This is a genomic window from Bilifractor sp. LCP21S3_A7 (assembly GCF_052118825.1).
Classification (GTDB): Bacteria; Bacillota; Clostridia; order Lachnospirales; family Lachnospiraceae; genus Bilifractor.
Map to the genome: position 1 here is coordinate 43,226 of NZ_JBQKGL010000015.1, position 24,995 is coordinate 68,220.

Annotated in this window: 23 protein-coding genes; 21 read left to right on the top strand and 2 right to left on the bottom strand. The window is 51.7% G+C overall.

Annotated elements, in window-relative coordinates; genetic code table 11:
- Positions 1–174 precede the first annotated feature (174 nt).
- From glgB to ACTQ1O_RS12625, 11 genes are all read left to right on the top strand, one after another.
- Complete coding sequence (gene glgB, locus ACTQ1O_RS12575) at positions 175–2,775, top strand: 1,4-alpha-glucan branching enzyme (protein ID WP_441487553.1); 2,601 nt, start codon at positions 175–177, stop codon at positions 2,773–2,775.
- Between the two features lie 119 nt (positions 2,776–2,894).
- On the top strand, positions 2,895–3,368 hold the full coding sequence (gene rimP / locus ACTQ1O_RS12580) for a ribosome maturation factor RimP (RefSeq protein ID WP_441487554.1): 474 nt from the start codon (positions 2,895–2,897) through the stop codon (positions 3,366–3,368).
- A 44-nt stretch (positions 3,369–3,412) separates the two neighbouring features.
- Positions 3,413–4,795 (top strand): transcription termination factor NusA, encoded by a 1,383-nt coding sequence (gene nusA / locus ACTQ1O_RS12585; protein ID WP_441487555.1) that lies wholly within the window; start codon positions 3,413–3,415, stop codon positions 4,793–4,795.
- Between the two features lie 44 nt (positions 4,796–4,839).
- On the top strand, positions 4,840–5,091 hold the full coding sequence (rnpM, locus tag ACTQ1O_RS12590; RefSeq protein ID WP_441487579.1) for an RNase P modulator RnpM: 252 nt from the start codon (positions 4,840–4,842) through the stop codon (positions 5,089–5,091).
- Entirely contained in the window at positions 5,081–5,401 is a 321-nt protein-coding gene (locus ACTQ1O_RS12595; RefSeq protein WP_441475641.1) for a L7Ae/L30e/S12e/Gadd45 family ribosomal protein, read from the top strand. The genes rnpM and ACTQ1O_RS12595 overlap by 11 nt, the downstream gene beginning before the upstream one ends.
- A 610-nt stretch (positions 5,402–6,011) precedes the next feature.
- Positions 6,012–8,663, top strand: a complete 2,652-nt coding sequence (gene infB / locus ACTQ1O_RS12600) for a translation initiation factor IF-2 (protein ID WP_441487580.1) — start codon at positions 6,012–6,014, stop codon at positions 8,661–8,663.
- Positions 8,660–9,043: a 30S ribosome-binding factor RbfA gene (rbfA, locus tag ACTQ1O_RS12605; protein ID WP_441475640.1), complete on the top strand. Its 384-nt coding sequence runs from the start codon at positions 8,660–8,662 to the stop codon at positions 9,041–9,043. Before infB ends, rbfA begins: the two co-directional genes overlap by 4 nt.
- A complete protein-coding gene (locus ACTQ1O_RS12610; RefSeq protein WP_441487556.1) occupies positions 9,027–9,977 on the top strand; it encodes a DHH family phosphoesterase in 951 nt (316 codons plus the stop codon). Before rbfA ends, ACTQ1O_RS12610 begins: the two co-directional genes overlap by 17 nt.
- Positions 9,978–10,092: 115 nt before the next feature.
- Positions 10,093–11,196, top strand: a complete 1,104-nt coding sequence (gene truB, locus ACTQ1O_RS12615) for a tRNA pseudouridine(55) synthase TruB (RefSeq protein ID WP_441487557.1) — start codon at positions 10,093–10,095, stop codon at positions 11,194–11,196.
- Between the two features lie 12 nt (positions 11,197–11,208).
- A complete protein-coding gene (locus tag ACTQ1O_RS12620) occupies positions 11,209–12,135 on the top strand; it encodes a bifunctional riboflavin kinase/FAD synthetase (RefSeq protein WP_441487558.1) in 927 nt (308 codons plus the stop codon).
- Positions 12,136–12,418: 283 nt separating this feature from the next.
- Positions 12,419–12,745 (top strand): YerC/YecD family TrpR-related protein, encoded by a 327-nt coding sequence (locus ACTQ1O_RS12625; protein WP_441487559.1) that lies wholly within the window; start codon positions 12,419–12,421, stop codon positions 12,743–12,745.
- A 235-nt stretch (positions 12,746–12,980) separates the two neighbouring features.
- Here ACTQ1O_RS12625 and ACTQ1O_RS12630 read toward each other — a convergent pair whose 3' ends face one another.
- Complete coding sequence (locus tag ACTQ1O_RS12630; protein WP_441487560.1) at positions 12,981–13,958, bottom strand: DMT family transporter; 978 nt, start codon at positions 13,956–13,958, stop codon at positions 12,981–12,983.
- A gap of 140 nt (positions 13,959–14,098) precedes the next feature.
- Here ACTQ1O_RS12630 and hisH point away from each other — a divergent pair, with 140 nt between their 5' ends.
- From hisH to ACTQ1O_RS12680, 10 genes are all read left to right on the top strand, one after another.
- Entirely contained in the window at positions 14,099–14,713 is a 615-nt protein-coding gene (gene hisH / locus ACTQ1O_RS12635) for an imidazole glycerol phosphate synthase subunit HisH (protein WP_441487561.1), read from the top strand.
- Positions 14,714–14,836: 123 nt separating this feature from the next.
- On the top strand, positions 14,837–15,601 hold the full coding sequence (gene hisF / locus ACTQ1O_RS12640; protein WP_441487562.1) for an imidazole glycerol phosphate synthase subunit HisF: 765 nt from the start codon (positions 14,837–14,839) through the stop codon (positions 15,599–15,601).
- A gap of 47 nt (positions 15,602–15,648) precedes the next feature.
- Positions 15,649–16,332, top strand: a complete 684-nt coding sequence (locus tag ACTQ1O_RS12645; RefSeq protein ID WP_441487563.1) for a uracil-DNA glycosylase — start codon at positions 15,649–15,651, stop codon at positions 16,330–16,332.
- A gap of 61 nt (positions 16,333–16,393) precedes the next feature.
- On the top strand, positions 16,394–18,025 hold the full coding sequence (locus ACTQ1O_RS12650) for a putative polysaccharide biosynthesis protein (RefSeq protein WP_441487564.1): 1,632 nt from the start codon (positions 16,394–16,396) through the stop codon (positions 18,023–18,025).
- Positions 18,026–18,606: 581 nt separating this feature from the next.
- Positions 18,607–19,155 carry a hypothetical protein gene (locus ACTQ1O_RS12655; protein ID WP_441487565.1) on the top strand — a complete coding sequence of 183 codons (549 nt, stop codon included), beginning with the start codon at positions 18,607–18,609 and terminating at the stop codon, positions 19,153–19,155.
- Between the two features lie 159 nt (positions 19,156–19,314).
- Positions 19,315–19,680 carry a metal-sensing transcriptional repressor gene (locus ACTQ1O_RS12660; RefSeq protein WP_441098737.1) on the top strand — a complete coding sequence of 122 codons (366 nt, stop codon included), beginning with the start codon at positions 19,315–19,317 and terminating at the stop codon, positions 19,678–19,680.
- A gap of 12 nt (positions 19,681–19,692) precedes the next feature.
- Complete coding sequence (locus ACTQ1O_RS12665) at positions 19,693–20,352, top strand: DUF3786 domain-containing protein (protein ID WP_441487566.1); 660 nt, start codon at positions 19,693–19,695, stop codon at positions 20,350–20,352.
- A gap of 110 nt (positions 20,353–20,462) precedes the next feature.
- Entirely contained in the window at positions 20,463–21,506 is a 1,044-nt protein-coding gene (gene cbiM / locus ACTQ1O_RS12670) for a cobalt transporter CbiM (RefSeq protein ID WP_441487567.1), read from the top strand.
- Between the two features lie 323 nt (positions 21,507–21,829).
- Positions 21,830–22,642, top strand: a complete 813-nt coding sequence (locus ACTQ1O_RS12675) for an energy-coupling factor transporter transmembrane component T (RefSeq protein ID WP_441487568.1) — start codon at positions 21,830–21,832, stop codon at positions 22,640–22,642.
- A 41-nt stretch (positions 22,643–22,683) separates the two neighbouring features.
- A complete protein-coding gene (locus tag ACTQ1O_RS12680) occupies positions 22,684–23,490 on the top strand; it encodes an energy-coupling factor ABC transporter ATP-binding protein (protein WP_441098733.1) in 807 nt (268 codons plus the stop codon).
- A gap of 140 nt (positions 23,491–23,630) precedes the next feature.
- Here the strand turns inward: ACTQ1O_RS12680 and ACTQ1O_RS12685 are convergent, their stop codons facing one another.
- Positions 23,631–24,869: a class I SAM-dependent rRNA methyltransferase gene (locus ACTQ1O_RS12685; RefSeq protein WP_441487581.1), complete on the bottom strand. Its 1,239-nt coding sequence runs from the start codon at positions 24,867–24,869 to the stop codon at positions 23,631–23,633.
- Between the last annotated feature and the right edge of the window lie 126 nt (positions 24,870–24,995).

The following is a 24,995-nucleotide window of genomic DNA, read 5'->3' on the forward strand; positions in this document are numbered from 1 at the left end:
CCAAAGTTCTGTCAGAGGCGGCAGTGCTTTGGTTCCTTTTTTACGCGAACAGTGAGCCGCAGCCGAATGCGAAGTATTCGTGTGCGGCGAGCGTCGCGATAGCGAGATAAAACTCGCGCAGCGTGTTTTATCTCGTTACAGAATGGGGAGAAGCATTTTTCAGGAGGAGACCAGATGAGCATGAAGGAAAGTATGGAAAGCAGAATCTATGACCTGATGGACTGGGCAGAGATCGAGGCTGTCGTATATGCGGAGGAGGATTCGCCGCGGAGAGTGCTGGGCCCTGTGGCGCTGCCGGACGGCGTTTTGATCAGAGCATTCTTTCCGGGAGAGGAAAACGTCAGCGTAAAGACGGCTTCAGGGGATGTCGTCCCGATGGTTCTGGAAGACGAGGCAGGATATTTTGCGGTCATGCTTGACCGGAAGAGAATACCTGATTACACTTTTGTGATTCTGCACGAGGATGGTACGGTGTCGGAATACAAGGACCCATATGCATTTCCGTGCCAGATCACAGAAAAGGAAGAAATCCGGTTCCAGGAGGGCATATGGGACAGAGCTTCGGAAAAAATGGGCGCGCATCTGATGAACATCAACGGCACAGAGGGAGTTTATTTCGCGGTGTGGGCGCCGAATGCGATCCGTGTGTCCGTTGTCGGTGATTTTAATCTGTGGGATGGACGCAGACTTCAGATGAATCGTCTGCAGAGCGGTATTTTCGAGCTGTTTGTACCAGGAATTAAAGCAGGAAGTTTCTACAAGTTTGAGATCAAGGCAAAGGCCGGTCTGGTCTATCTGAAGGCGGATCCGTTCGCATTCCGCGCGCAGCAGCTTCCAGAGGCAGCTTCGGTGATCACGAACACCGGCTATGAATGGAAGGATGAGGAGTGGATGAAACGCCGGGAGGGATTTGATCCGTCCCATTCGCCCTTTGCGGTTTATGAATGCAATATCGGGACGTGGATGAAGCGGGAAGCTGGAAACCCTGAGAGGACTGCAGAGAACCGGGAAGCAGAGGATGGATCGGAGCATGCCCCGGACCTGGAAGAAGAGACTGGAGCGGTGCAGGCCCCGGACCAGAAAGGAGAGAATGGAGCCGAGAAAGCCCTGGATCTGGAAGAAGAAACCGGAGCGAAGCGGGCTGAAGACCGGAAGAAAGGGATCGGTGAGGCACCTTCGGTGTACCGGGACATCGCGGAAGATCTCGTCTTGTATCTGAGGGACATGGGTTATACGCACGTAGAATTCCTACCGGTGATGGAGTATCCGGACGATGCTTCTATGGGATATGTGACCAGTGGATTTTTTGCCCCGACCAGCCGTTACGGAACACCTGCGGATTTCAAATATCTGGTTGATACGCTGCATCAGAATGGAATTGGCGTACTTCTTGACTGGGTGCCTGGGTATTTCGCAAGAGGGAATGACGGCCTCGCATCCTTTGACGGAACCTGTCTCTATGAGCATATGGATCCGAAGAAGGGAGTCTGCCCGTCCAACAACGCACTGATCTTCAATTATGGACGCGGCGAGGTCGAGAGCTTCATGAAATCAAGCGCGATGTTCTGGATTTCGGAGTATCATGCGGACGGCCTGCGGATTCCGGATCTCTCCGGTATGCTGTATCTGAACTACGGCAGGCGCGATGGGGAGTGGATTGCGAATATGTACGGGGGCAATGAGAACCTGGAGAATATTGAGTTTCTCCGGAACCTTAATAATGATATCCGGGCAAACGGACACGGAGCGATCACCATTGCGGAGGAGACGACCGGATATCCGGCGGTTACCGGAAATACAGAGGAGGAAGGCCTTGGATTTGGTTTGAAGTGGAATAACGGATGCATCGATGATTATCTGAAGTATATCCAGCTCGACCCGCTCTTCCGCGGGGCGCACCAGGATGATCTTACATTCAGCATGGTATACATGTATACGGAGAAGTTCATGCTTGCGCTGTCACACAACATTCTGGAAAATGGAAGACCGCTGCTGCGCATGATGCCGGGCAGGGATGATGCCCTGAAGCTTGCAAATCTCCGTCTGACCTATGCGTACCTGATGATGCATCCGGGCAAGAAACTGATCTGCCAGGGGCAGGATTTCGGGCAGAAATCGAGAATGAGTGCTTCGGACGGCGTTGACTGGAGTGAGCTTGCCAACGGGGATCAGAAGAAAATGCAGGATTTCAGCAGAGCTCTGCTGAAGTTCTACCGAGAGCAGCCTGCGCTGTACCGGCTCGATGAAGAACCAGAAGGCTTCGAGTGGATCAGCAACCTCGACTGGGAGAGAAACCTTCTGGTATTTCTGAGAAAGACGGAGAAGGAGGAGGACACCCTGCTCGTTGTCGCGAACTTTTCGAATGTCGTATATGATAATTTCATGGTCGGAGTACCTTATGCGGGGAAATACAAAGAGATCTTCAACAGCGATGCCGCGGAATTCGGCGGCGGCGGTGTGATAAATCCGAGGGTGAAGCTGAGCCGGGCGGTAGAACAGGATGAACGGAAGGATTCGATCAAGATAAAGGTACCGCCGCTCGGAGTATCCGTTTTTCGCTTTACCGAGGCATTTGAGCGTACAGCACCGGATCGGGAGGAGAAGAAGCCGGATCGGACAAGCGTGAAATCCGCAAAAGCCATGAAGAAGGGGGAAACCGAGAAAACGGGAGAGACTCTGAAGAAAGCAGCAGTCACGAAAACGGAGAAAACCGTGAAAAAGGTCGCGGCTGCGGCTTCCAGGAAAATGGTGAACAGGAGAAGGGGAAAAGCGTAATGTATACAGCAGGGGCTTGCATTTGCGCGGCTTTCGTGGTATTTTGGTAACGTTAATAGTTGACTAAGGTAGGAGTGGGCGAGAAAAGTCCACTCCTATTTTATGAAAGGAGAGATTGCGTGAGCAGTAAGACGGAAGCAATCGAGAAGAAGGCGGAAGCGATTCTGATCCCGATTCTGGATGAGATGCACTATGAATTTGTGGATCTGGAATATGTCAAAGAGGCCGGCTGCTGGTATCTGAGAGCATATGCGGACAAAGAAGGCGGGATCACGGTGAACGACTGCGAAGACATCAGCCGGGTTTTCGGTGAAAAGCTTGATGAGCAGGATTTTATCGAGGATTCCTATATTCTGGAGGTCAGCTCTCCCGGACTTGGAAGACCGCTGAAGAAGGAAAGGGATTATCAGCGTGCAATGGGACAGCGAATTGAGATCCGCACGTTCAGGATTATTGATCACGCAAAGGAATTTACCGGGGTGCTGACGGGCTATGATAAGGATACGGTGAGCATCGTGGAAGATGAAACTGAGAAGCCGATGACCTTTCACAAAAAGGAGATCGCCCTGATCCGTATGGCGTTTGATTTTTAACGGTTGAATATAAGTTGGTTTAAGACCAGGAGGATAATGAAAAAATGAACAGCGAGTTACTGGAAGCTCTGAATACTCTTGAAAAGGAAAAGGGGATCAGCAAGGACACTCTTCTGGAGGCAATTCAGCAGTCTCTTCTGCAGGCCTACAAGAATCAGTATGACCGTACGGATAATGTAACGGTCACGATTGATCCGGAGACCTGTGATTATCACATTCTTTCCGCCAAGACAGTGGTAGAGCATGTGGAGGATCCGGTCACAGAGATCGGACAGCAGGAGGCGTTCAAGATCAATTCCGGTGCGCAGATCGGCGACACAGTGAATGTTGAGATCCAGTCCAAGAGCTTCGGGCGGATTGCAACCATGAACGCGAAGAACGTTATACTTCAGAAGATCCGCGAGGAAGAGAGAAAATCCCTGTACAATGAGTACTATGAGAAGGAACATGAGGTTGTCACGGGTGTTGTTCAGCGATATATCGGAAGGGATGTCAGCATAAATCTCGGCAAGGTAGACGCGATTCTGAAGGCCAAGGAAATGGTAAAGGGCGAGAAGTTCAAGCCTACGGAAAGAGTCAAGGTCTATGTGCTGGAGGTGAGAGATACCCCGAAGGGTCCTAAGATCCTTGTATCCCGCACACATCCTGAGCTGGTGAAGCGGCTCTTCGAAGAAGAGGTCGCGGAAATTCGTGACGGTGTAATTGAGATCAAGGCAATTGCCCGTGAGGCCGGATCGCGTACAAAGATCGCTGTTTACAGCAATGAGCCGAATGTTGATGCTGTGGGAGCCTGTGTCGGTGTGAACGGATCCCGTGTCAACGCGATAGTGGATGAACTGGATGGTGAGAAGATCGACATCATCAACTGGGATGAGAACCAGGCATATCTGATCGAAAATGCGCTTTCTCCGGCAAAGGTTATCTCCGTTCTTGCGGATCCGGATGAGAAGCAGGCACTTGTCATCGTCCCGGATTATCAGCTTTCCCTGGCGATCGGAAAAGAAGGCCAGAATGCCCGCCTTGCGGCGCATCTGACGCAGTTCAAGATCGATATCAAGAGCGAGACGCAGGCGCGTGAAGAAGGTCTGTTTGATGAATACGCGGAAGACGATGAGGACGATGAGGATTACGACTATGACGAGGAGGAATCCGGCAGGGAAGAATCCGAAGAGGCCGGATCCGGCGAGGAGAACTCCACAGAAACGTCCGACGCAGACAGCGCTTCTGCAGATGCTGAAGATATGAAAGATGACGAAGATACCACAGATACGGAAGAATCAGATCTGGAGACCGGATCTGAGGATTCCTCTGACGGTGAGAAGGACACTCCGGAAACGGAAGAAGACAGCGCCGCGGCGAATAAGAATGACGCAGATGAGGCTGGAGCTGATCCTGACACGGAGGAAGACAGCAAACCTGAGGCATAAGCTGGCGAGGGAGGCGTTCATTGAGTATAACCCGTAAAATACCGATGCGTACCTGTGTCGGATGCCGTTCCAAGAAGACGAAGAAAGAACTGATCCGCGTTTTGAAAACGCCGGAAGGCGAGATTCGGCTGGATCCGACAGGCAGGCAGAATGGAAGGGGCGCGTATATTTGCGCAGATCCCGGCTGTCTGGCAAAGGCAAGGAAAAATCACGGTATAGAAAGATCTCTGGGCTGCGCAGTTCCTGACGAGGTATATGACAGGCTTGAGGAGGAGATGAAACAGATTGGACAGTAGAAAGGCACGGTTCATGATCAGTATCTCCATGAAGGCCGGAAAAGTCGCTGCCGGGGAATTCGCCGCAGAACAGGCAATCCGGGCAGGCAGCGCGGAATTGGTGATCGTCTCGGAAGACGCATCGGAAAATACAAAGAAAAAATTCCGCGATATGGCTGCTTACCGGAGTATTCCGTTTATGCAATTTCTTCCGAAATCGGAGCTCGGCGCTCTAATCGGAAAAGGGGAGCGTTCTTCGCTGGTAATCACAGACGCGAACCTGGCACGGGAAATCCGAAGCCTTCTGGGATCGGAGAGCGAACAGATATAAACACAGACAGATCAGGATTCATTGAAATAAAGAGGTAAGCGATACATTGAATAATAATGAAAATGAAGGAAAGATTGTAAACGATAAGATAGAAAAGTCAGCGAAGGCGGAGGAATCTAAAACCTCCAGAGAAGACAGTGCGGCAAAGGGAGAGAAGGAAGCAAAACCGGTAAAGAAAAAGAAAAGACTGATCGCTGTTTTTCACCCGCAGAATGCATCCAGTAAAGAGGGTAAGAGCTTCCATCAGGTCATGGATAAGGATAAAAAGAAGAAAACCAGAGAGAAGACCGGAAGAACAGATGGTGCCGCCGGTCGCGTGGAAGGCTCCCGACGCGGTGTGATGCAGGAGAGCAGCCGCGGTGGACGCCCTGTCGGCAACCGTGCGTCTGCCGGAACTCCGATTGTGAAGGTGCCGAGACCGCATCCGGTTATCCGGACTGAGGAGGCTCCGAAACCTGCTCCGGCGGAAACAAAGAAGAGTGCTGTCAGAAACACTCCTGTGACAGAGGCGGCAAAGCCGGAAGCAACTGCTGAGACAATCGGAGCTGAGACGGCTTCTGCAAAAACGAATGCTGCGGAATCGGCAAAAATCAATTCATCCGCTGCGGGAATGGCGGAAAAGAGCTCTTCGGCGGGCACGGCTACAGAAATGAAAGTGTCGAATGGAAAGAACGGGGCACCACAGAGTGAGGCAACAGCAGCTGAGAAGAGTGAGCATGAGACAGCATCTCAGGAGAGACCGGCTGCCGGAACAGCATCTGCTGCCGCTGGCGAGAGTTCGGAATGGCAGAACCAGGGCACCAGAAACGACGCGGACCGGAATGGCGGCGGCCAGAGCAGAAGCTATGGAGACCGCAGCAGCGGCCAGGGCAGAAGCTATGGAGACCGCAGCAGTGGCCAGGGCAGAAGCTATGGAGACCGCAATAACGGCGGCCAGGGCAGAAGCTATGGAGACCGCAGCAGCGGCCAGGGCAGAAGCTATGGAGACCGCAATAACAGCGGCCAGGGCAGAAGCTACGGGGACCGCAATAACGGCGGTCAGGGCAGAAGCTACGGAGACCGCAATAACAGCGGCCAGGGCAGAAGCTACGGAGACCGCAATAACGGCGGTCAGGGCAGAAGCTACGGAGACCGCAATAACGGCGGTCAGGGAAGAAGACCGTTTGGCGACCGCAACAACCGTCCGGGATTCGGAGGAAGCAGACCTGGTTTTGGAGGAAACAGACCTGGGTTCGGCGGTAAGGACGCAGAAGAGGGAAATCGTTTCCCGGGACACTCCAGAGGACAGCACAGTGATCACAAGGGCGGTCAGGGCGCTGCGATGGATATGGGGCTCAAGAAGCCGTCGAGAGATGGTGCCGGACACAATAAGGACAAAGACAAGAACAAGAATGATCTTCGCGGCAACAAATACACCAGCGACAGAGGAAATGGACGCAACAACAGACATCTGATCCCGAAGGCACTGCAGAGACCGGTGCATAAGAAAGAGGAGAAGAAGGAAGAAAAGGTGACAGAAATCAAGATCCCGGAGAAAGTTACCATCCGCGAGCTTGCGGATAAGATGAAGATGCAGCCGTCCGTCATCGTGAAAGATCTCTTCATGAAGGGTGAGATGTATACCGTCAACCAGGAGGTCGATTACGAGAAGGCAGAGGAGATCGCTATGACATATGATATTCTCTGTGAGCCGGAGGAGAAGGTGGATGTCATTGCCGAGATGCTGAAAGAGGATGAAGAGGATGAAAGCAAAATGATTCCGCGTCCTCCGGTAGTCTGTGTCATGGGACATGTCGATCATGGTAAAACATCTCTGCTCGATGCGATCCGTCACGCACATGTGACTTCAAAGGAAGCCGGCGGAATCACACAGAATATCGGCGCATATGTCGTTAATATCAACAACAAGAAGATCACCTTCCTGGATACGCCGGGACATGAAGCGTTTACGGCGATGCGGCTTCGTGGAGCTCAGTCCACGGATATCGCGGTACTTGTCGTAGCGGCGGATGACGGTGTAATGCCGCAGACCATCGAGGCAATCAATCACGCGAAGGCAGCCGGCGTTGAAATTATCGTTGCGATAAACAAGATCGACAAGCCGGGAGCAAATGTCGACCGGGTAAAACAGGAACTCACAGAGTATGGACTGATTGCAAGTGACTGGGGCGGTCAGACGGAGATGGTCGAGGTTTCCGCGAAGACCGGAGTTGGTCTTGATGATCTTTTGGAGACAATTCTCCTTACGGCGGATATCATGGAACTGAAGGCGAATCCGGACCGTCTCGCGAGAGGTCTGGTCCTTGAGGCGAAGCTGGATAAGGGCAAGGGACCGGTAGCGAACCTTCTCGTTCAGAAGGGAACCCTTCATGTCGGCGATTATATTGCCTGCGGCGCATGCTCGGGAAAAGTCCGTGCTATGACTGATGAGAACGGAAAACGTGTAAAAACAGCAGGCCCGTCCACCCCGGTTGAGGTGCAGGGACTTGACGGTGTTCCGGATGCGGGCGAGACGCTGGTAGCTATGGAGACAGACAAGGAGGCGAAGAATTTTGCCGCAACCTTTACCGCCGAGCACAAGAATCAGCTTCTGGAGGAGACCAAGTCCAGGATGTCTCTGGATGATCTCTTCAGCCAGATTCAGGACGGCTCTGTCAAGGAGCTTGAGCTTGTTATCAAGGCGGATGTACAGGGATCGGTAGAGGCTATTCGTCAGTCCCTGCTCAAGCTTTCCAACGATGAAGTAGTTGTAAAGATCATTCACGCCGGAGTCGGCGCGATCAATGAGTCTGATGTCACACTTGCGGCGGCATCAAACGCGATCGTGATTGGATTTAATGTTCGTCCGGACGCGAACGCCAAAGCCCTGGCAGAACAGGAAAAAGTAGATGTGCGTCTGTACAAGGTAATCTATCAGGCAATTGATGATATCGAAGCAGCGATGAAGGGAATGCTGGAGCCGATTTACGAGGAGAAGGTCATCGGTCATGCCGAGGTACGCCAGCTCTTCAAGGCATCCGGAGTCGGAACCATTGCCGGAAGTTATGTCCTCGATGGAATCGTACAGAGAGGGTGCAAGGTTCGCATCAGCCGCGGAGACAAGCAGATTTTCGAGGGAGACCTCGCAAGTCTGAAGCGTTTCAAGGACGATGTAAAAGAGGTCAAGGCCGGCTATGAATGCGGTCTGGTGTTTGAAGGCTTCAATGAGGTCAGGGAAGGCGACCAGGTTGAGGCATATGCTATGGTCGAGGTGCCGCGTTGAGAAAAAACAGTGTCAAGAACATAAGAATTAATGAATCAGTAAAGGAAGAACTGAGCAATATCATCCGAAATGAAGTGAAAGATCCGCGGATCGCTCCGGTCGTTTCCGTTACGGAAGCCATAGTGGCGACAGATCTGAAAAACTGCAAGGTCATGATCAGCGTTCTTGGAGATGAGAAGGCGAAGGAAGATACAATGGAGGGACTGAAAAGTTCCTCCGGTTTCATCCGCCATATGCTCGCTGTGAATCTGAATCTGAGAAACACACCAGAACTTCATTTTAAGCTCGATGAATCGATAGAATATGGTGTTGAGATGTCAAAACGGATTGATGAGGTCATGGAACAGGATCGAAGAGGAAAGCATGCAGAGGAAAATTGATGAATTTTTAAAGGATGTAAATACAGTCGCGATTGCGGGACACGTTAACCCAGATGGCGACTGCGTCGGGTCGTGCATGGGTATGTACCTGTATTTGCGGGATAATTATCCGGAGATCAGCGCGGACGTGTATCTCGAAAAGCCCCGCAGTTCCTTTGACATGATCGAGGATATTGACAAGGCGAGACAGGTCTGCTCTGCAATCCGGTATGACCTGCTGATTCTTCTGGATATCAGCAGTCAGGACAGGATCGGTGTTGCCGGAGCTCTGCTGAAGACTGCAGACCGCGTTCTCTGTCTGGATCACCACAAGACGAACCGTGACCACTACACCTGGCTGTTTAATTATCCGGATCTCAGTTCCACCTGTGAGGTTGTCTGGAATTTTCTGGATCCGGAGAAAATCGGGGAGAAGTGCGCAGAGGCATTGTACATGGGCATTGTTCATGACACAGGGGTTTTCCAGTACTCCTGTACGTCACCCCGCACGATGCGAATCGCCGCGTCTCTGATGGAGAAGGGAATCCCGTTCAGTAGAATTGTAGACAGTACATATTATGAGAAAACCTTTATTCAGAATCAACTCCTCGGAAGAGCGCTTATGGAAAGTTTCCTTATGTTTGACGGGAAAATGATTGTCTCCTGCATCCGCAAGAAAGATATGGACTTCTACAATGCTTCGCCGGCGGACATGGACGGAATTGTGAGCCAGATGAGAAATACGGCGGGAGTAGAGGTTTCTGTTTTCATGTATGAGCTGGAAACCGGAACATGGAAGGTTTCTTTGCGCTCTGTCGACAAAGTGGATGTGAGTGTTGTTGCGCAGATATACGGCGGCGGCGGGCATGCGCGCGCGGCAGGCGTGACGATGCAGGGATCCTGTTACGATGTTGTCAATAATCTGACCTTGTATCTGGAAAAAGAACTCGTCTGACCGGTCGGACGGACTGGACATCAGCAGAGAAAACGTCTGTTCGATCGAACAGACTGGACATCAGCAGAGAAAACGTCCGTTCGACCGAACGGGTTGGACATCAGCAGGGAGAACAATGAAAAACGGAGTCATTAACATATACAAGGAGAAGGGCTATACCTCCTTCGATGTTGTCGCGAAGCTCAGAGGCATCCTGCATCAGAGGAAGATCGGTCATACGGGTACGTTGGATCCGGACGCTGAAGGCGTCCTTCCGGTCTGTGTGGGAAAGGCCACTGGACTCGTGGAGCTTCTGACCGATGAGACGAAGACATATGAGGCAGTGCTTTTGCTTGGAAAGGACACCGACACGCAGGATATCAGCGGAGAGGTATTGTCCGAGCATGCGGTGACATGCGATGAGGAGGATCTGGAGAATTGCCTGAAATCCTTTGAGGGCGCACAGATGCAGATTCCGCCGATGTACTCCGCTCTGAAGGTTAACGGGAAGAAGCTGTACGAGCTTGCCAGAGAGGGAAAGACGGTGGAGAGAAAGGCCCGGCCGGTTCATTTCTATGAAATCCATCTGCTCTCCTGCAATCTGCCGAGAGCGGTTATCCGTGTAACCTGCTCGAAGGGCACCTATATCCGGACGCTCTGCCATGACATCGGGGAAAGGCTGGGCTGCGGAGGCTGCATGGAAGCACTCACCCGGGTCCGCGTCGGACAGTTTCACATTGAGGATTCGCTTCGTCTTTCTGAGGTTGCCCGATTAACCGGAGAAGGGAAATGGAACGATATTCTGATTCCGGTTTACCGGCTGTTTGATTATCCTTTGGTCCGCACTTCGGCCGGGACAGACCGTCTCGCCCATAACGGGAACCGGATCCCCGAAGAGGGATACCGCGTGATACAGGACAGGGACCTGGTTTCGGAGGATGGAGTCCGTGTTATAGAGGACGGGAGCCGGGTTTCGGAGGATGGACACTATGTGATACAGGACAGGGTCGGGAATCCGGAGGATGGAGTCCATGCTGCAGATGACAGGGACGGGGATCCGGAGACCGGATTTCAGGTCGAGAGAGCTACAGGTCAGTCCGCAGAAGAGAAACGGCGGGTGAGGCTTTTTGATTCCGAAGGCGTTTTTATCGGAATTTATAAATCTGCGACACCCGGCGGTTTACTGAAGCCGGTCAGGATGTTCTATGACCCGGATGATGAATGCAGAGTTAAAATTTGAGGAGCGTCAGCTTTGGAATATATACAGGAAGTGGAAAAATATACCGGCGCAGAGCGCTGCGTCGTTACGCTTGGAAAATTTGACGGCGTTCATAAGGGCCACCGGAAGCTGATCGCCCGGGTGAAGGAGATTGCCCGCGCGCACGGATGGAAGACTGCTGTCTTTACCTTTCAGGTGTCGCCCCAGGTATGCATGGGGGCACGACGGCCGAAGATGCTGATGACAAATGAAGAGCGAAGAGAGATTCTCCGGGAGCTGGATGTGGATCTTTTGTTTGAGTGCAGGTTTACAGAAAGAATGCGCAGCATGGAGCCGGAGGATTTTGTCCGTGAGGTTCTGCTGGACAGGCTTCATGTATCGGCAGTCGTCATGGGAATGGACTTCCATTTCGGGAAAGACCGGAAGGGAGATTCGGAACTGATGAAGCAGATGGGAGAGAAGTACGGATTCCTGGTAGAGGTGCTTCCGAAGGAGAAATATCACGGCAAGGATATCAGCAGCAGCTATATCCGGGAGGAACTGGCGCTGGGCCATATGGAGAAAATCACCAGGCTGCTCGGACAGCCGTACTTCATCACGGGAAAGATTGTGCATGGCAGGCATCTCGGACATTCCCTCGGATTTCCCACCATCAATCAGATTCCGGATCCTGTCAAGATGACTCCTCCCCGGGGCGTCTACTATTCCAGAACCCTCGTGGCTGGCAGGTGGTATCAGGGAATCTCAAACATCGGAATCAAGCCGACTGTCGGCGGCACAGCGGTCGGACTGGAGACATATCTGTTTGACTGTACATTGGATCTGTACGGCCAGGAGGCTAGAGTAGAGCTTCTGTCCTTCCGGAGACCGGAAGAAAAATTTTCGGACATCAATGAGCTGAAGGAGCAGATGGACCGCGATATCCAGGCGGCAGACAACTATTTTTCCAGAGAAGAATGAAAATCGCCAGAAGAATAAAATCACCGCGCGCTGAAAATATGCAATCGCGGTCACACCGGTTGCGTTGAAACAGCGAAACAGATTCCTGCCCCGGGATTTTCTCAATTTTTTTCATGGCAGCCGTTATCAGGCTTTGTATGCGCCTTGCGAAAATGAGCTGTTCTTGACTGCGGTACACTAAAGTGGTAACATGATTTTAGCAGTCACTTTGATACTGTGAAATTGTGAAGTATCAGAGATACATCGGTTGCGTGACGAAATAATAATTTTGGGAGCAGAGAAAATGAGCAAAGATATTCATACGGAAGAGGTGGATCAGCTGTTTCAGGCTATTCTGACGCTGCGCACGCTGGATGAATGCTACACGTTCTTTGAGGATGCGTGCACGATCAATGAAATCCTTTCCCTCTCACAGCGCTTTGAGGTTGCAAAGATGCTGAGAGAGAAGAAGACGTATCTCGACATCTCCAGAAAAACGGGCGCTTCGACGGCGACAATCAGCCGCGTAAACCGTTCGCTGATCTATGGGAATGACGGTTATGAGATGGTTCTGAAGAGAATGGGAATCGAAAAGCCGGCGGATTCGGAAGAAGACGGCGGAGAAAGCTGACATATATCCATAACGCACGTACAAAGAAGTACCGGGTACCGATCCCTGATGACGGGGATCGATACCCGGTCTTCTTTTAATCCATCCGATAAGGCGGTGTCCATGATCTGACGCAGTGTCCATCATCGGAAGACGGTAATTTCCCGCGTTCGATAATAACCGCAATACGATACATCGTTCCACAAATTGTACAAGCTATGGCTGACATCGTGCCGGAGCACTCGCAATTCTACAGTTATTTATGGAGCTTCCGGATGGAAGGAAGCTGCGCCAGAATGACCCCGGTGAATACGAAGATACATCCGGTCAGTTCCTTCGGTGACATGGAATCGCCGAGGACGATCCAGCCGGATATGGCGGAGATGACCGATTCCAGGCTCATCAGAAGTGAGGCAAGTGTCGGATTAAGGCCCCGCTGTCCGATGATCTGAAGGGTGTAGGCCACCCCTGAGGAAAGAATTCCCGCATAGAGGATAGGCCAGATGCACTGCGCGATGGAGGAGATGTCAGGAGTCTCCAGAAGAAAGGCAGGGAACACGGAAAGCGTTCCGGATACCAGAAACTGAATACAGGAGAGCTGGATTCCGTTCACGCGTGGAATGAAATGGTCCACCGTCAGGATGTGCATGGCAAACATACAGGAAGAACACAGCGTCAGAAGATCACCGCGGTTCACGGAAAATCCTCCCCTGATACTGAGAAGATAGAATCCGATGACAGCGAGGGCAACCGAAATCCAGACCAGAGGCGGACACTTCTTGTGCAGGAACAGCCCGAAGACCGGCACAAGAATAATGTACAGGGCAGTGATGAACCCGCTCTTTCCTGCGGTTGTGTATTCGAGGCCTGCCTGCTGAAAGCCGCCGGCAAGAAAGAGAAGTATGCCGCATGCGATCCCGCAGATCCGGAGATCCCGGGTCCGTGATTTCTTCGGACGCATCCCTGGAATCGAAGCGCCGGTGTAGTTCGGAGCTAATGGATCTTTCTTTCCCACCAGAATTGCGACTGGCAGCAGAACGAGAGCACCGACGTAGAATCTGCAGAAGTTATAGGTGAAGGGCGAGATGCTCTTCGCGGCAATGCTCTGCGCCACAAAGGTGGTGCCCCAGATGAGCGCTGCCAGAAGGAGCAGCAGCGAATGCTGTATTTTCAGGGAATTTCGGGAATGACTCCGAACTGCTCCGGTATCCTTTGACGGGGTGTCTGATGACATATGAAAACCTCTTGTATTCGTGAAAAAAATAAGTTACGATGTAATTTGTCCTGAAAGAAGGTCACGCAGCCGGCAGGAAAAGCCGGCGTGCGGCAGACAGACTTAATTATCATAACATCTGAAAATGGAGAATTCAAGGAATGATAGCGATAATTGATTACGATGCGGGGAATATCAGGAGCGTTGAAAAAGCGTTCGTTTCACTCGGACAGGAGGTAACGGTGACCAGAGATGCCGGAGTACTCCGGAGCGCGGATAAAGTGGTTCTCCCCGGAGTCGGAAATTTCGGAGACTGTATGCAGAATCTGGAGAAGTTCGGGCTTGTTCCGGTCATCCGTGAGATCGCATCGAGCGGCAAGCCTTTCCTTGGAATCTGTGTCGGTCTCCAGCTTTTATTTGACGAGAGTGAGGAATCTCCGGGGGTGAAAGGTCTCGGAATCCTGAAGGGCAGAATCCTTCGTATCCCTGACGGGGAGAATCGGAAAATTCCCCACATGGGCTGGAATTCGCTTCATCTGGTCCGGCAGAACGGTACCGGCAGGTTGTTCCGAGGAATCCCTGAACAGTCCTATGTCTATTTTGTACATTCCTATTATCTGAAAGCCGCGGATGAAAGCATCGTTACCGCGACCACCGAGTACGGCGTGACAATCCATGCATCCGTTGAAAAGGGCAATGTGTTTGCAACCCAGTTCCATCCGGAGAAGAGCTCTGACACCGGGCTTGCGATTCTCAGAAACTTTGCCGGGCTTTGATAAGCAGAACGATGATCCCGGGAAATGGAGTTAAGCAATCAATAATAAGGATCTAAGCGAATACGGATCTAAGCGAATACAGATCTAAGCAATTAAATATTCAAAATACTCATGGAGAATGCTATGTTTACAAAACGAATCATTCCCTGCCTGGATATCAAGAACGGGCGGGTTGTAAAAGGCGTGAACTTTGTAAATCTCAGGGATGCCGGAGATCCGGTGGAGGTCGCGAAGGCTTATGACAGAGAGGGTGCGGACGAGGTCGTTTTTCTCGATATCACCGCTTCCAGTGATCACAGGAACACCGTAGTGGATATGGTCCGGAAGGTTGCCGAGAATGTTTTCATTCCGTTCACGGTGGGTGGAGGCATCCGCACTGTGGAGGATTTCAAGGCTCTTCTTCGTGAGGGCGCAGATAAAATTTCCATTAACTCTTCCGCCATTGAGAACCCGGATCTGATCAGTGAAGCAGCTATGAAGTTCGGCAGCCAGTGCGTTGTTGTGGCGATCGATGCAAGAAGAAGGCCCGGCGAAGAGGGCTGGACGGTTTATAAGAACGGCGGCAGGGTCGATGTGGGACTTGATGCGGTAGAATGGGCCGCCGAGGCAGAACGCCGTGGCGCCGGAGAGATCCTGCTTACCAGCATGGATTGTGACGGCACCAAGGCAGGATATGACCTGGATCTGACCGGCGCGATTTCCAGGGAGGTCGGAATACCGGTCATTGCTTCCGGAGGTGCCGGAAGTCTGGAGGATTTTTACAAGGCGCTGACAGTGGGAGGCGCTGACGCGGCACTGGCGGCATCGTTGTTTCATTACAGGGAGCTGGAAATCCGGCAGGTCAAGAAGTATCTGCAGGAGCACGGGGTGCCCGTGAGACTGGTCTGAGGCAAGAATTATGACAGGCGGATGAATACAGCAGGAGGGAGCAGGAGATGGCAGGTCTTACCGGAAGCTGGGAAAAGGCTATGAAACCGGAATTTTCCAAGCCGTATTACCGGAAACTTTTTTTAACCGTAAATCAGGAGTACAGGACGGCGACAGTATATCCTCCTGCAGGGGACATTTTTAATGCCTTCCATTTTACACCGCTGGATCAGGTGAAGGTGGTCATTCTGGGACAGGACCCGTACCACGAGCCGGGGCAGGCTCACGGACTCTCTTTTTCCGTGAAGCCGGGAATTGAGATCCCTCCTTCCCTCGTAAATATCTACCAGGAGCTTCACGATGATCTCGGGTGTTACATCCCGGACAACGGTTATCTGGTCAAGTGGGCGAAGCAGGGCGTTATGATGCTCAATACGGTTCTGACGGTCCGCGCTCATCAGGCAAATTCTCACCGGAATATCGGATGGGAGGAGTTTACCGATGCGGCGATCCGTGTACTTGCGGATCAGGACAGGCCGATGGTGTTTATTCTGTGGGGCAGACCTGCCCAGAGAAAGGCGGATATGATCTATAATCCGAAGCACCTTGTGCTGAAGTCACCGCACCCGAGTCCGCTTTCCGCGTACAGGGGCTTTTTCGGAAGCAGACCCTTCTCGAAGACAAACCGGTATCTCGAGGAGAACGGAATAGAACCCATTGACTGGCAGATCGAGAATATCGCCGGAAAATGAGAAAAACAGACCGGCCGGACCGTGGCCGGTAGATGGAAATATTAGCAGGAGCACGGATACCATGTCAGGGAAAAGTTCAAATTCACTCGTAAAAAACGCGTCCGTTCTGATGATCGCGTCCATCATTTCACGCGTCATCGGTCTTCTCTACCGAAGACCTCTCGGAAGTATTCTGGGGTCGGTCGGACTTGGGTATTATGGATACGCAAGCAATCTGTATTCGATTCTTCTTCTGATTTCTTCCTACAGTATTCCAATGGCAACATCTAAGATTATCTCTGAGATGCTTGCAAAGAAAGAATACCGGGGAGCACATAAGGTCTTCCGGGGAGCCATGCTCTATGCGGTCATTGTCGGAGGAGTCACGGCACTGATCTGCTTTTTCGGTGGCGCAATCCTTCTTCCGCAGAACCAGCAGAATGCACTTCCCGCGCTTCGCGCGCTGGCACCGACGATCTTTCTCTCCGCGATCCTCGGCGTACTGAGAGGCTATTTTCAGGCACACCGGACGATGACGCCCACCTCCATCTCGCAGATCCTGGAGCAGATCATGAACGCGATCGTCAGTATTCTGGCGGCATGGATTCTGATCCGCAATCTTGCGCCGGAGGGCGGCACAAGAGCTGCCATCTACGGAGCCATGGGCGGAACCATCGGAACCGGTGCGGGCGTTGTGGTCGGACTTCTGTTCATGACATTTGTGTACATGCTGAACAGAGGCTATTTCCGGAGAAAAATTGCGCATGACCGCAGATCCTCGGAGCAGAGCTACCAGGAGATCCTGAAGATGCTCGTTCTGATGATCACGCCGATCATTTTTACCTCATTTATCTACAACTGCAGTGCATATGCGGACAGTTATCTGTACTCGGCAATCCAGGGGTTTAATGGAATGTCTGCGGATTCCATATCCGCTGCCTACGGAGAATACAGTAATTACTATGTTCCCCTTGTCTCGATTCCGCTGGCTATGGCCTCCGCCAGTACCTCTGCCATGATGCCCGAGGTATCAGGGAAATACGCAATTGGTCAGCTCGATGAGCTGAACCGCCAGGTAAATCAGACACTTCGTCTGACGATGTTCATCTGCATTCCGTGCATGATCGGACTGACGGTTCTCGCGAAACCAATCATGGGCGTGCTCTTTCCGTCAGCAAGTGAGCTGGCGGAGAAGCTGCTCTTCGCCGGTTCCGTCTTCGTTGTGACGGATTCCTTCTCCATTGTGACGGGAGGCGTGCTTCAAGCAATCGGAAAGCAGCATGTGGCTCTGGTCAATGCAGGAATTTCGCTTGTCGTCAATCTGGCTTCTCTCGCGGTTATGCTATTCGCAAGACCCGGACTTGATATTTATGCGGTTATGCTCTCCAATATCATTTTCTCGCTGGTATGCTGCTTCCTGAACATTCTGTCCATGAAGAAACACTTAAGAACAAGGCACGAGATCCGGAAAACATATGTGGAGCCTCTGGCATCGTCCGTGATCATGGGGGCTGTCGCCTGGCTCATCTACACGGCGCTGTTCCATCTTACGAGGAGACCGTTCATCGGTCTGCTTGTGGCGATTCTGGTTGCGATTGTTGTCTATCTCGTATCCTATGTCGTCATTTCAAAGACAACAGAGGAGGAGATGTACCGGTTCCCGATGGGAGGGAGAATCGTGAAATTCCTGCGGCTGATCCGGATCTATCGGTGATCTGTGAGAGAAATTTCCCGGCGACTGAGGATTCTTCCTGCAACGCTTCATGGAAATCGTGCATTTTCTCACAATTCCTCTCGCAGTTCGCATTGCCGCAATATCTGGTTTGATGTTTCAAGATCGGGCAGCCAAAGATAAGCTTAAGATCTGCGCTGCAGGAATATCCGATTCGTATTTCAGGATCGAGCAATGAAAGATATATTTTTGTAGTGTAAACTGCCGCAACGAGATAAAACACGCTGCGCGAGTTTTATCTCGCTATCGCGACGCTCGCCGCACACGAATACTTCGCATTCGGCTGCGGCTCACTGTTCGCGTAAATAACCGATTCCCGGGCATGTTCGCCCGGGAATTTTGTTACATAGATATTAATGAATTTTACACGCTGTTACGCGTTGTTACGCAAGATCTTGTGGTGACTGCATGCAGATGCCACTACCTGTACATGGTGCGACAGAAAAGTAAAAAGCCTTAAAATAAAGGCTTTTTTTGCTGCGGGAACTGTGATATAATCGGTATCAGTCAGAGAATATAAGGGATTCCCGACTGGTTATACAGAGGAAAGAGGGAGTATTACAATGAGAGGGGCCAGAAGGAAAGTTACAAAAATATTAATCACTGTTGCACTTACATTAAGCATGTTTGGCTGTGCAACAAGCGTATTTGCAGCCGGGCGCGATCTGGTAGGCGGAGGAACGAGCAGAACGGTTGTCCGCAATTCATCGTCATCCACCGGGAACGCTGCTTCTTCTGCGGCTGCCGGTTCCGGCGCAGCAGCTTCAGCATCCACCGGCACACAGACGGTCTCCGGATCTGCGGGCACACAGGCTGCATATGGAAATACCGCTTCGTCAGAACAGCAGAATGCGGGTACGGCCGCAGGCGGCGAACAGAGCACCGCTCCCGCGGTAACGGTCGCTGCAGGAAATGCGGCGACGGGATATATTGATATCATCACGCCGTTCATGGTATTGTTTGTATGGACATTCCTTCTGTTCTGGGCGCTGACGATCACCCTGATCCATCGTGTCAGAGAGAGAAGAAATGCGGTCTATCACGAGGAATATCTGGAATTCCGGAGAACGATGAGCCAGGATATCGATCTTGGCAGCATTATCACCATTTAAATTCAATATCATCAAACCCTCATCGGAGAGATTCGGATGAGGGAATTTGGATGAAGAAGTCATGCAACGAAAAGAGAGACGGGTCTGCCGCGTGAACCTGAGGATTTCACGGCTGACCCGTTATCTTTTGGGAAGAACATCGGACACAAGGGAGGAAAAATGACGGAGCAGAAGAAAGACACCGTTCTGTCTAATGTCCGGCACACGCATGTGCTGGAGGACGGAACAGAGATTACACATACCCACGAACATACCCACACGCATACACACCAGAACACGAAAGCGGTAGTCAATCGTCTTTCCAGGGCAATTGGTCATCTCACCATGGTGAAGAGAATGGTAGAGGAGGGCAGGGACTGCAGCGATGTTCTGATTCAGCTTGCCGCGGTCAAGTCCGCACTGAACAGCACAGGAAAGGTGATCCTGAAAGATCATCTGGAACACTGCATGGTTGATGCCATTGAGAGCGGAGACATGAAGGAAATCGAAGAGCTGAACAGAGCAATTGATCAGTTTATCAAGTGAGGATAAATGAAAATGAGTACATTCGACAGAGAGAACGGGACAGATGTCTCCGAGGAGAAACTGTTCAGGCATTATCAGGCTCAATATGCAGAGACGGAGCCTACACATATCGCAAACAGACTCGGACTTCCTTTTGACTATATTTTCGAACGGTTCAGCGTCTCCTTTATGGGAAAGGAATACTATGTCTCACATCCCGGCATGAGGATCGAGGCTGCTGATGGAGAGGATCCATATCGGCTCGAAAGCCTTCCTTCCGGAAGAATTCTGATTGGAAGATATCTCCTTCACGCGACAGTGTTTCCGCAGAACGGGGAATTTATGGCATTCCGGGAACTGCCCAGCGGCGAGGTATATGCGCGGCAGTTTGAGGAACGATGCCTGAGCCGTCTTGCCAGACGGTTTGGAAGCCACCTGGATGAATTCGGGGATATTATGGAATATATCGGCGCGGAGCATATTCACGGCGCAGATGAGGCATGGGAATTTGAATTTCTGGACGGACTGTCCATTCGTTTCTTATTCTGGAGAGGGGACGAGGAGTTTGCGCCAACGGCACAGATTCTGTTTTCCAGCAATTTTCCGGCGGCTTTCGGCACCTATGATCTGGCGGAGATCATTGACACCTGCATGGAGGCATTCGAAAATATTCTTCAATATCTGAAAAAATAACCCCCCACCCAGCTTCTTTTTTGCCGGAGCAGGGACTATCATTGTGTGTGAACGGTGATGCAGGTACTGCCCGCGCGCCGGAATATGTAGTTGACACGGGGGATTCTTTCATGCACATTCCAGAAAATTATCTAAGCCCACAGACCTGTGCGGTGATGACCGCAGTGATGATTCCGGTCTGGGTACATGCGGTGAAGAAGATCAAGGTGGAGATTCCGAAGTCGAAGATGCCTCTGATGGGGGTGGCTGCGGCATTCTCCTTTGTTGCAATGATGTTCAACGTTCCGTTGCCTGGTGGCACGACGGGACATGCGGTAGGGGGAACGCTGATTGCGCTGCTTCTCGGCCCGAATGCGGCCTGTATCTCGGTGACGATCGCTCTTCTGATACAGGCACTGCTTTTCGGGGACGGCGGTATTCTGGCTTTCGGCGCCAATTGCTTCAATATGGCTTTTGTCCTTCCGTATCTCGGATATGGGGTTTACCGACTGATCCGCAGCCGGACCAGATCTGAGAAGGGAAGGCTTGTAGCCGCGGGAGTCGGAGGCTATATCGGTATCAACGCCGCGGCGTTCTGCGCGGCCGTTGAGTTCGGTATTCAGCCCGCGCTCTTTCACACGGCGTCCGGTCAGGCTCTGTACTGCCCGTACGGACTGAACATTGCAATACCGGCCATGATGCTCGGACATCTCACTATCGCAGGCATTGTCGAGGTGATCTTCACTGTTGCTGTGCTGGCATATGTACTCCGCACTTCACCGGGGATCCTGCCGGACGCGTCACATGAACAGACGGCCAAGAAAGCAGGGGTAAAACCGCTGGCGATCCTTCTGGCAGCATTGATCTGTGCGGTGCCGCTTGGACTTCTGGCTACGGGAACGGCATGGGGAGAATGGGGCGCCGATGAGATCGCGTCGGTTGTCAGTGGCGGAAAAGCACTCGGCTATACACCGGCCGGAATGTCACAGGGCTTCTCCCTTGAGGCACTGCTGCCGGATTATTCCATCGCGGGGCTTCCGGATGCAGTCGGATACATTCTTTCCGCGCTGATCGGAGTGCTTCTGCTGATCATTATTTTTCGAATCATTGCGGCATCGATGAAGGAGACGGTAGACTTTCACAAGAAGAAGGCATCCGGGGCATCCGCGGATTGAGAGAGAATAGAATATTCGGGAATGAGGATCCGCGCGACTTTGTGTCGGATCCTCATTTCTGCTGCCGCACAGTCTTTGGGTGGTGAGCAATATCCGCTCACACCGTGTGAAGTGGCGGAGTGAACGCTGCAGCAGGCCGACGAAGCCGGCCACAAGTGGCTGCTGCGAGCGCTGCGAAGCAGCTGGCGTAATACAGTACGCAGCATATTTATTGTTTGGGCGTTTGCTGTACAAACGGGACGCGTGGGGTTAAAATGACTGTCAGACCTGTTCGACGGGATCGGAAGGCCTAACAGGTTACAATCAGAAAGTGTGAGTATAATATGACTGCTGAAGAAAATGAAATTCCCGAGTGGCTTACGGCAGAGGAAGATTACGATCCGCCGGAAGACCGGGACAATTTTATCACAAAAACGATGCTGAAGCTGATTGGGGTTCTGTCCAGCGCGCGGGAGGACGGGAAGATCCGGGCGCAGGGAGCAAGCCCGGCGGTAAAAATCATCTACATTCTGTACTTTATCGTTCTGACAGCGCTCTGCACAAACGCATTTTTTCTGTATTGCATGTTGGCTCTTTGCCTTGCGCGGTATTGTTTTCTTCCTGCGAAAAAGCTCGGAAGAATTCTTCGAAGCGGGATAACTGCAGCGCTTCTGAGCATGCTGATCCTTCTCCCGGCAGTTTTTCTCGGACAGCCGTCGACAATGCTCACGGTTTCCCTGAAGGTGTTTCTCTCTGTCAGCATGCTGACGTTTCTGTCGGTAACGACTCCCTGGAACCGGCTGACAGGCGCACTCAGAATCTTTCGTGTACCGAACATTTTTATTTTTACCTTTGATATTACACTGAAATACATTGTGATACTCGGGGACATGTGCGTGAATATGCTGACCGCAATGAAGCTTCGATCCGTCGGAAGAAACAGGGATAAAAGCAGATCGCTGTCCGGCGTTCTCGGGAGCGTCTTTTTGCGTTCGAGGGAGATGGCGGAGGAAATGTACGGCGCCATGCAGTGCAGAGGATTTGAGGGAGAGTATTATTCTATGAGGAAAAATCTGTTTGCAGGAAGAGACGTGCTGTATATTTTTCTGATGGCGGCAGTGACCGCAGGATTTCTCTTTCTGGAAACAGCAGCCTGAACGATTTATGACAGATACGAAATAAAAAAAGGAACAAATAGATGAATGATACATTATTACAGCTGAAGGATATCTGCTATGCGTACGAGGATCATATTGCGCTGCGGTATATCAATCTTGAAATCCGGAGAGGAGAAACCATCATTCTGGAGGGCGCGAACGGAAGTGGGAAATCCACGCTTCTGAAGCTGATCAATGGTCTTGTTTTTGCAAATGAGGGGAGCTACCTATTCGAGGGAAGAGAAATTTCCGAGGAGAGCCTGAAAAATAATAAATTTGCGAAGTGGTTTCACCAGAAAATCGGCTTTGTCTTTCAAAACTCCGATATACAGCTGTTCTGTTCAAATGTCGAGGAGGAAATCGCTTTCGGACCTCTGCAGATGGGATTGGATGAGGAAGCTGTCAGGCAGCGGGTAGATGATGTGATCCGGCTTCTGGATATCGATAAGCTCAGAGACCGGGCACCCTATCATTTGAGCGGAGGCGAGAAGAAGAAGGTCGCAATCGCCTGTATCCTCTCAATGAATCCGGAGATCCTGGTGCTTGATGAGCCGCTGGCGGGACTGGACCGTCCCGCCCAGGAGTGGCTGATTTCGTTTCTTCTGAAGCTGAAGAAAGCAGGGAAAACGATGATCATCGCGACACATAATGAGGAACTCGCGGAACATCTCGCGGACCGGCATATCTTTTTTAATGAAGAGCATGAAGCCGAAGAGCTTCAGGTGTTTTACCACACACACAGGCACTGCCACGTCCTTCATCCGAAGTCGGAGGAGGAAGAAATGCTTGTGGAGGAGGGAATTGAACACCATACGCACACGGAGGAAGAACTGTCCGGAGATCTGTGATCCGGCGCCTGTTTCAGGATCTGTGCCATTCCTTGAGCTTAAGCGGACACCCGGTACGCGGTCTGAGCTGTTACGGGAGCGGAGCAGGCGGAGTACAGGACAGCAGCTCTGCGTTTGAGCCATCCATGCTAAAGGACGCTTTAGTACTCACGAAGTACCTGAAAAATATAAAATTTCAGGTAGTAGGAGTCGTCTTCCGCCCCAAACAGGATCGGATGATCCGGAGCCTGGGTGCGGAATTCAGCCTGGCGGAGACGGACATGAGCATCTCTGGCTGCCTGTGCAATTGTTTTCGAAAAGAGCTCCTGGTCCATGAAGTGAGAGCAGGAACAAGTCGCAAGGAATCCGCCGTCCTTTACCAGGCGCATTCCCCGGAGGTTGATTTCGCGGTAGCCCTTTGCGGCAGCCTTGATGGAATTCCTTGATTTTGTGAATGCGGGCGGATCCAGGATTACGACGTCGAACTGCCTGCCTTCTTTTTCGAGCTCCGGAAGGAGATCGAAGACATCGGCAACCTGATAATCAATCCGGTCGGCCAGACCGTTGATTTCGGCATTTTTTTGCGCCTGTTCGATCGCCGTATCCGACGCGTCAATCGAGATGACATGCTTTGCGCCGGCAGACGCCGCGTTCAGTCCGAAGGAGCCGGTGTGTGTGAAACAGTCGAGAACCTCTGCGTTCCGGCAGATGGGCCAGATGGCTTTCCGGTTCAGCTTCTGATCCAGAAAGAATCCGGTCTTCTGGCCGTCGCGAACGTCTACTATATAGCGGATGCCGTTTTCTGTGATGCGGACATTTGTGTCAAAGGGAGCAGAGAGGAAACCTTTGATTCTCGGCAGCCCTTCCTTTTCACGCACCCTGGCATCGCTTCGCTCAAAGATGCCGCGAATCCGGATGCCGTCCTCTTTCAGCACTTCGACCAGCGCCTTCAATATGAGATTCTTCAGACGGTCGATACCAAGTGCCAGGGATTCCACGACGAGAACGTCCTCGTATTTATCGACGGTCAGACCGGGCAGACCGTCCGCATCCCCGAAGATGATCCGGCAGCTGGAGGTATCAATCACCTGCTTCCGGTAATTCCACGACGCCCGGACTCTTTCCTTCAGGAGCGCGGGAGTGACCTTCTCGTCCTTTCTTCTTGTAAGCATCCGGATTCGAATCCTTGAAACGGTATTGATAAAACCATAGCCCATAAAATACCCGTCAAAGTCCTGAACGCAGACAATTCCTCCGTTCGTGAAGCTTCCGGCAACGGCGGCAACCTCATTGTCGAATACCCAGAAGCCTCCCTTTTTCAAGGTCCTGCCTTCTCCCTTTTTCAGGGTAACGGATGCGCCTTCTGCCAGATCGCGATCCGATTCTGTATCTATCGTCATGTCAAGTATATTCTCAAGCTGTTGGACTTCTTTGATTTCGCTCATTCTGCCTCCTGTATCTCCGGAAATGAAATATTCTACCGCATGGGAATGCTCTGCCGCCTGGCACAGCTGATTTTGCTTCTG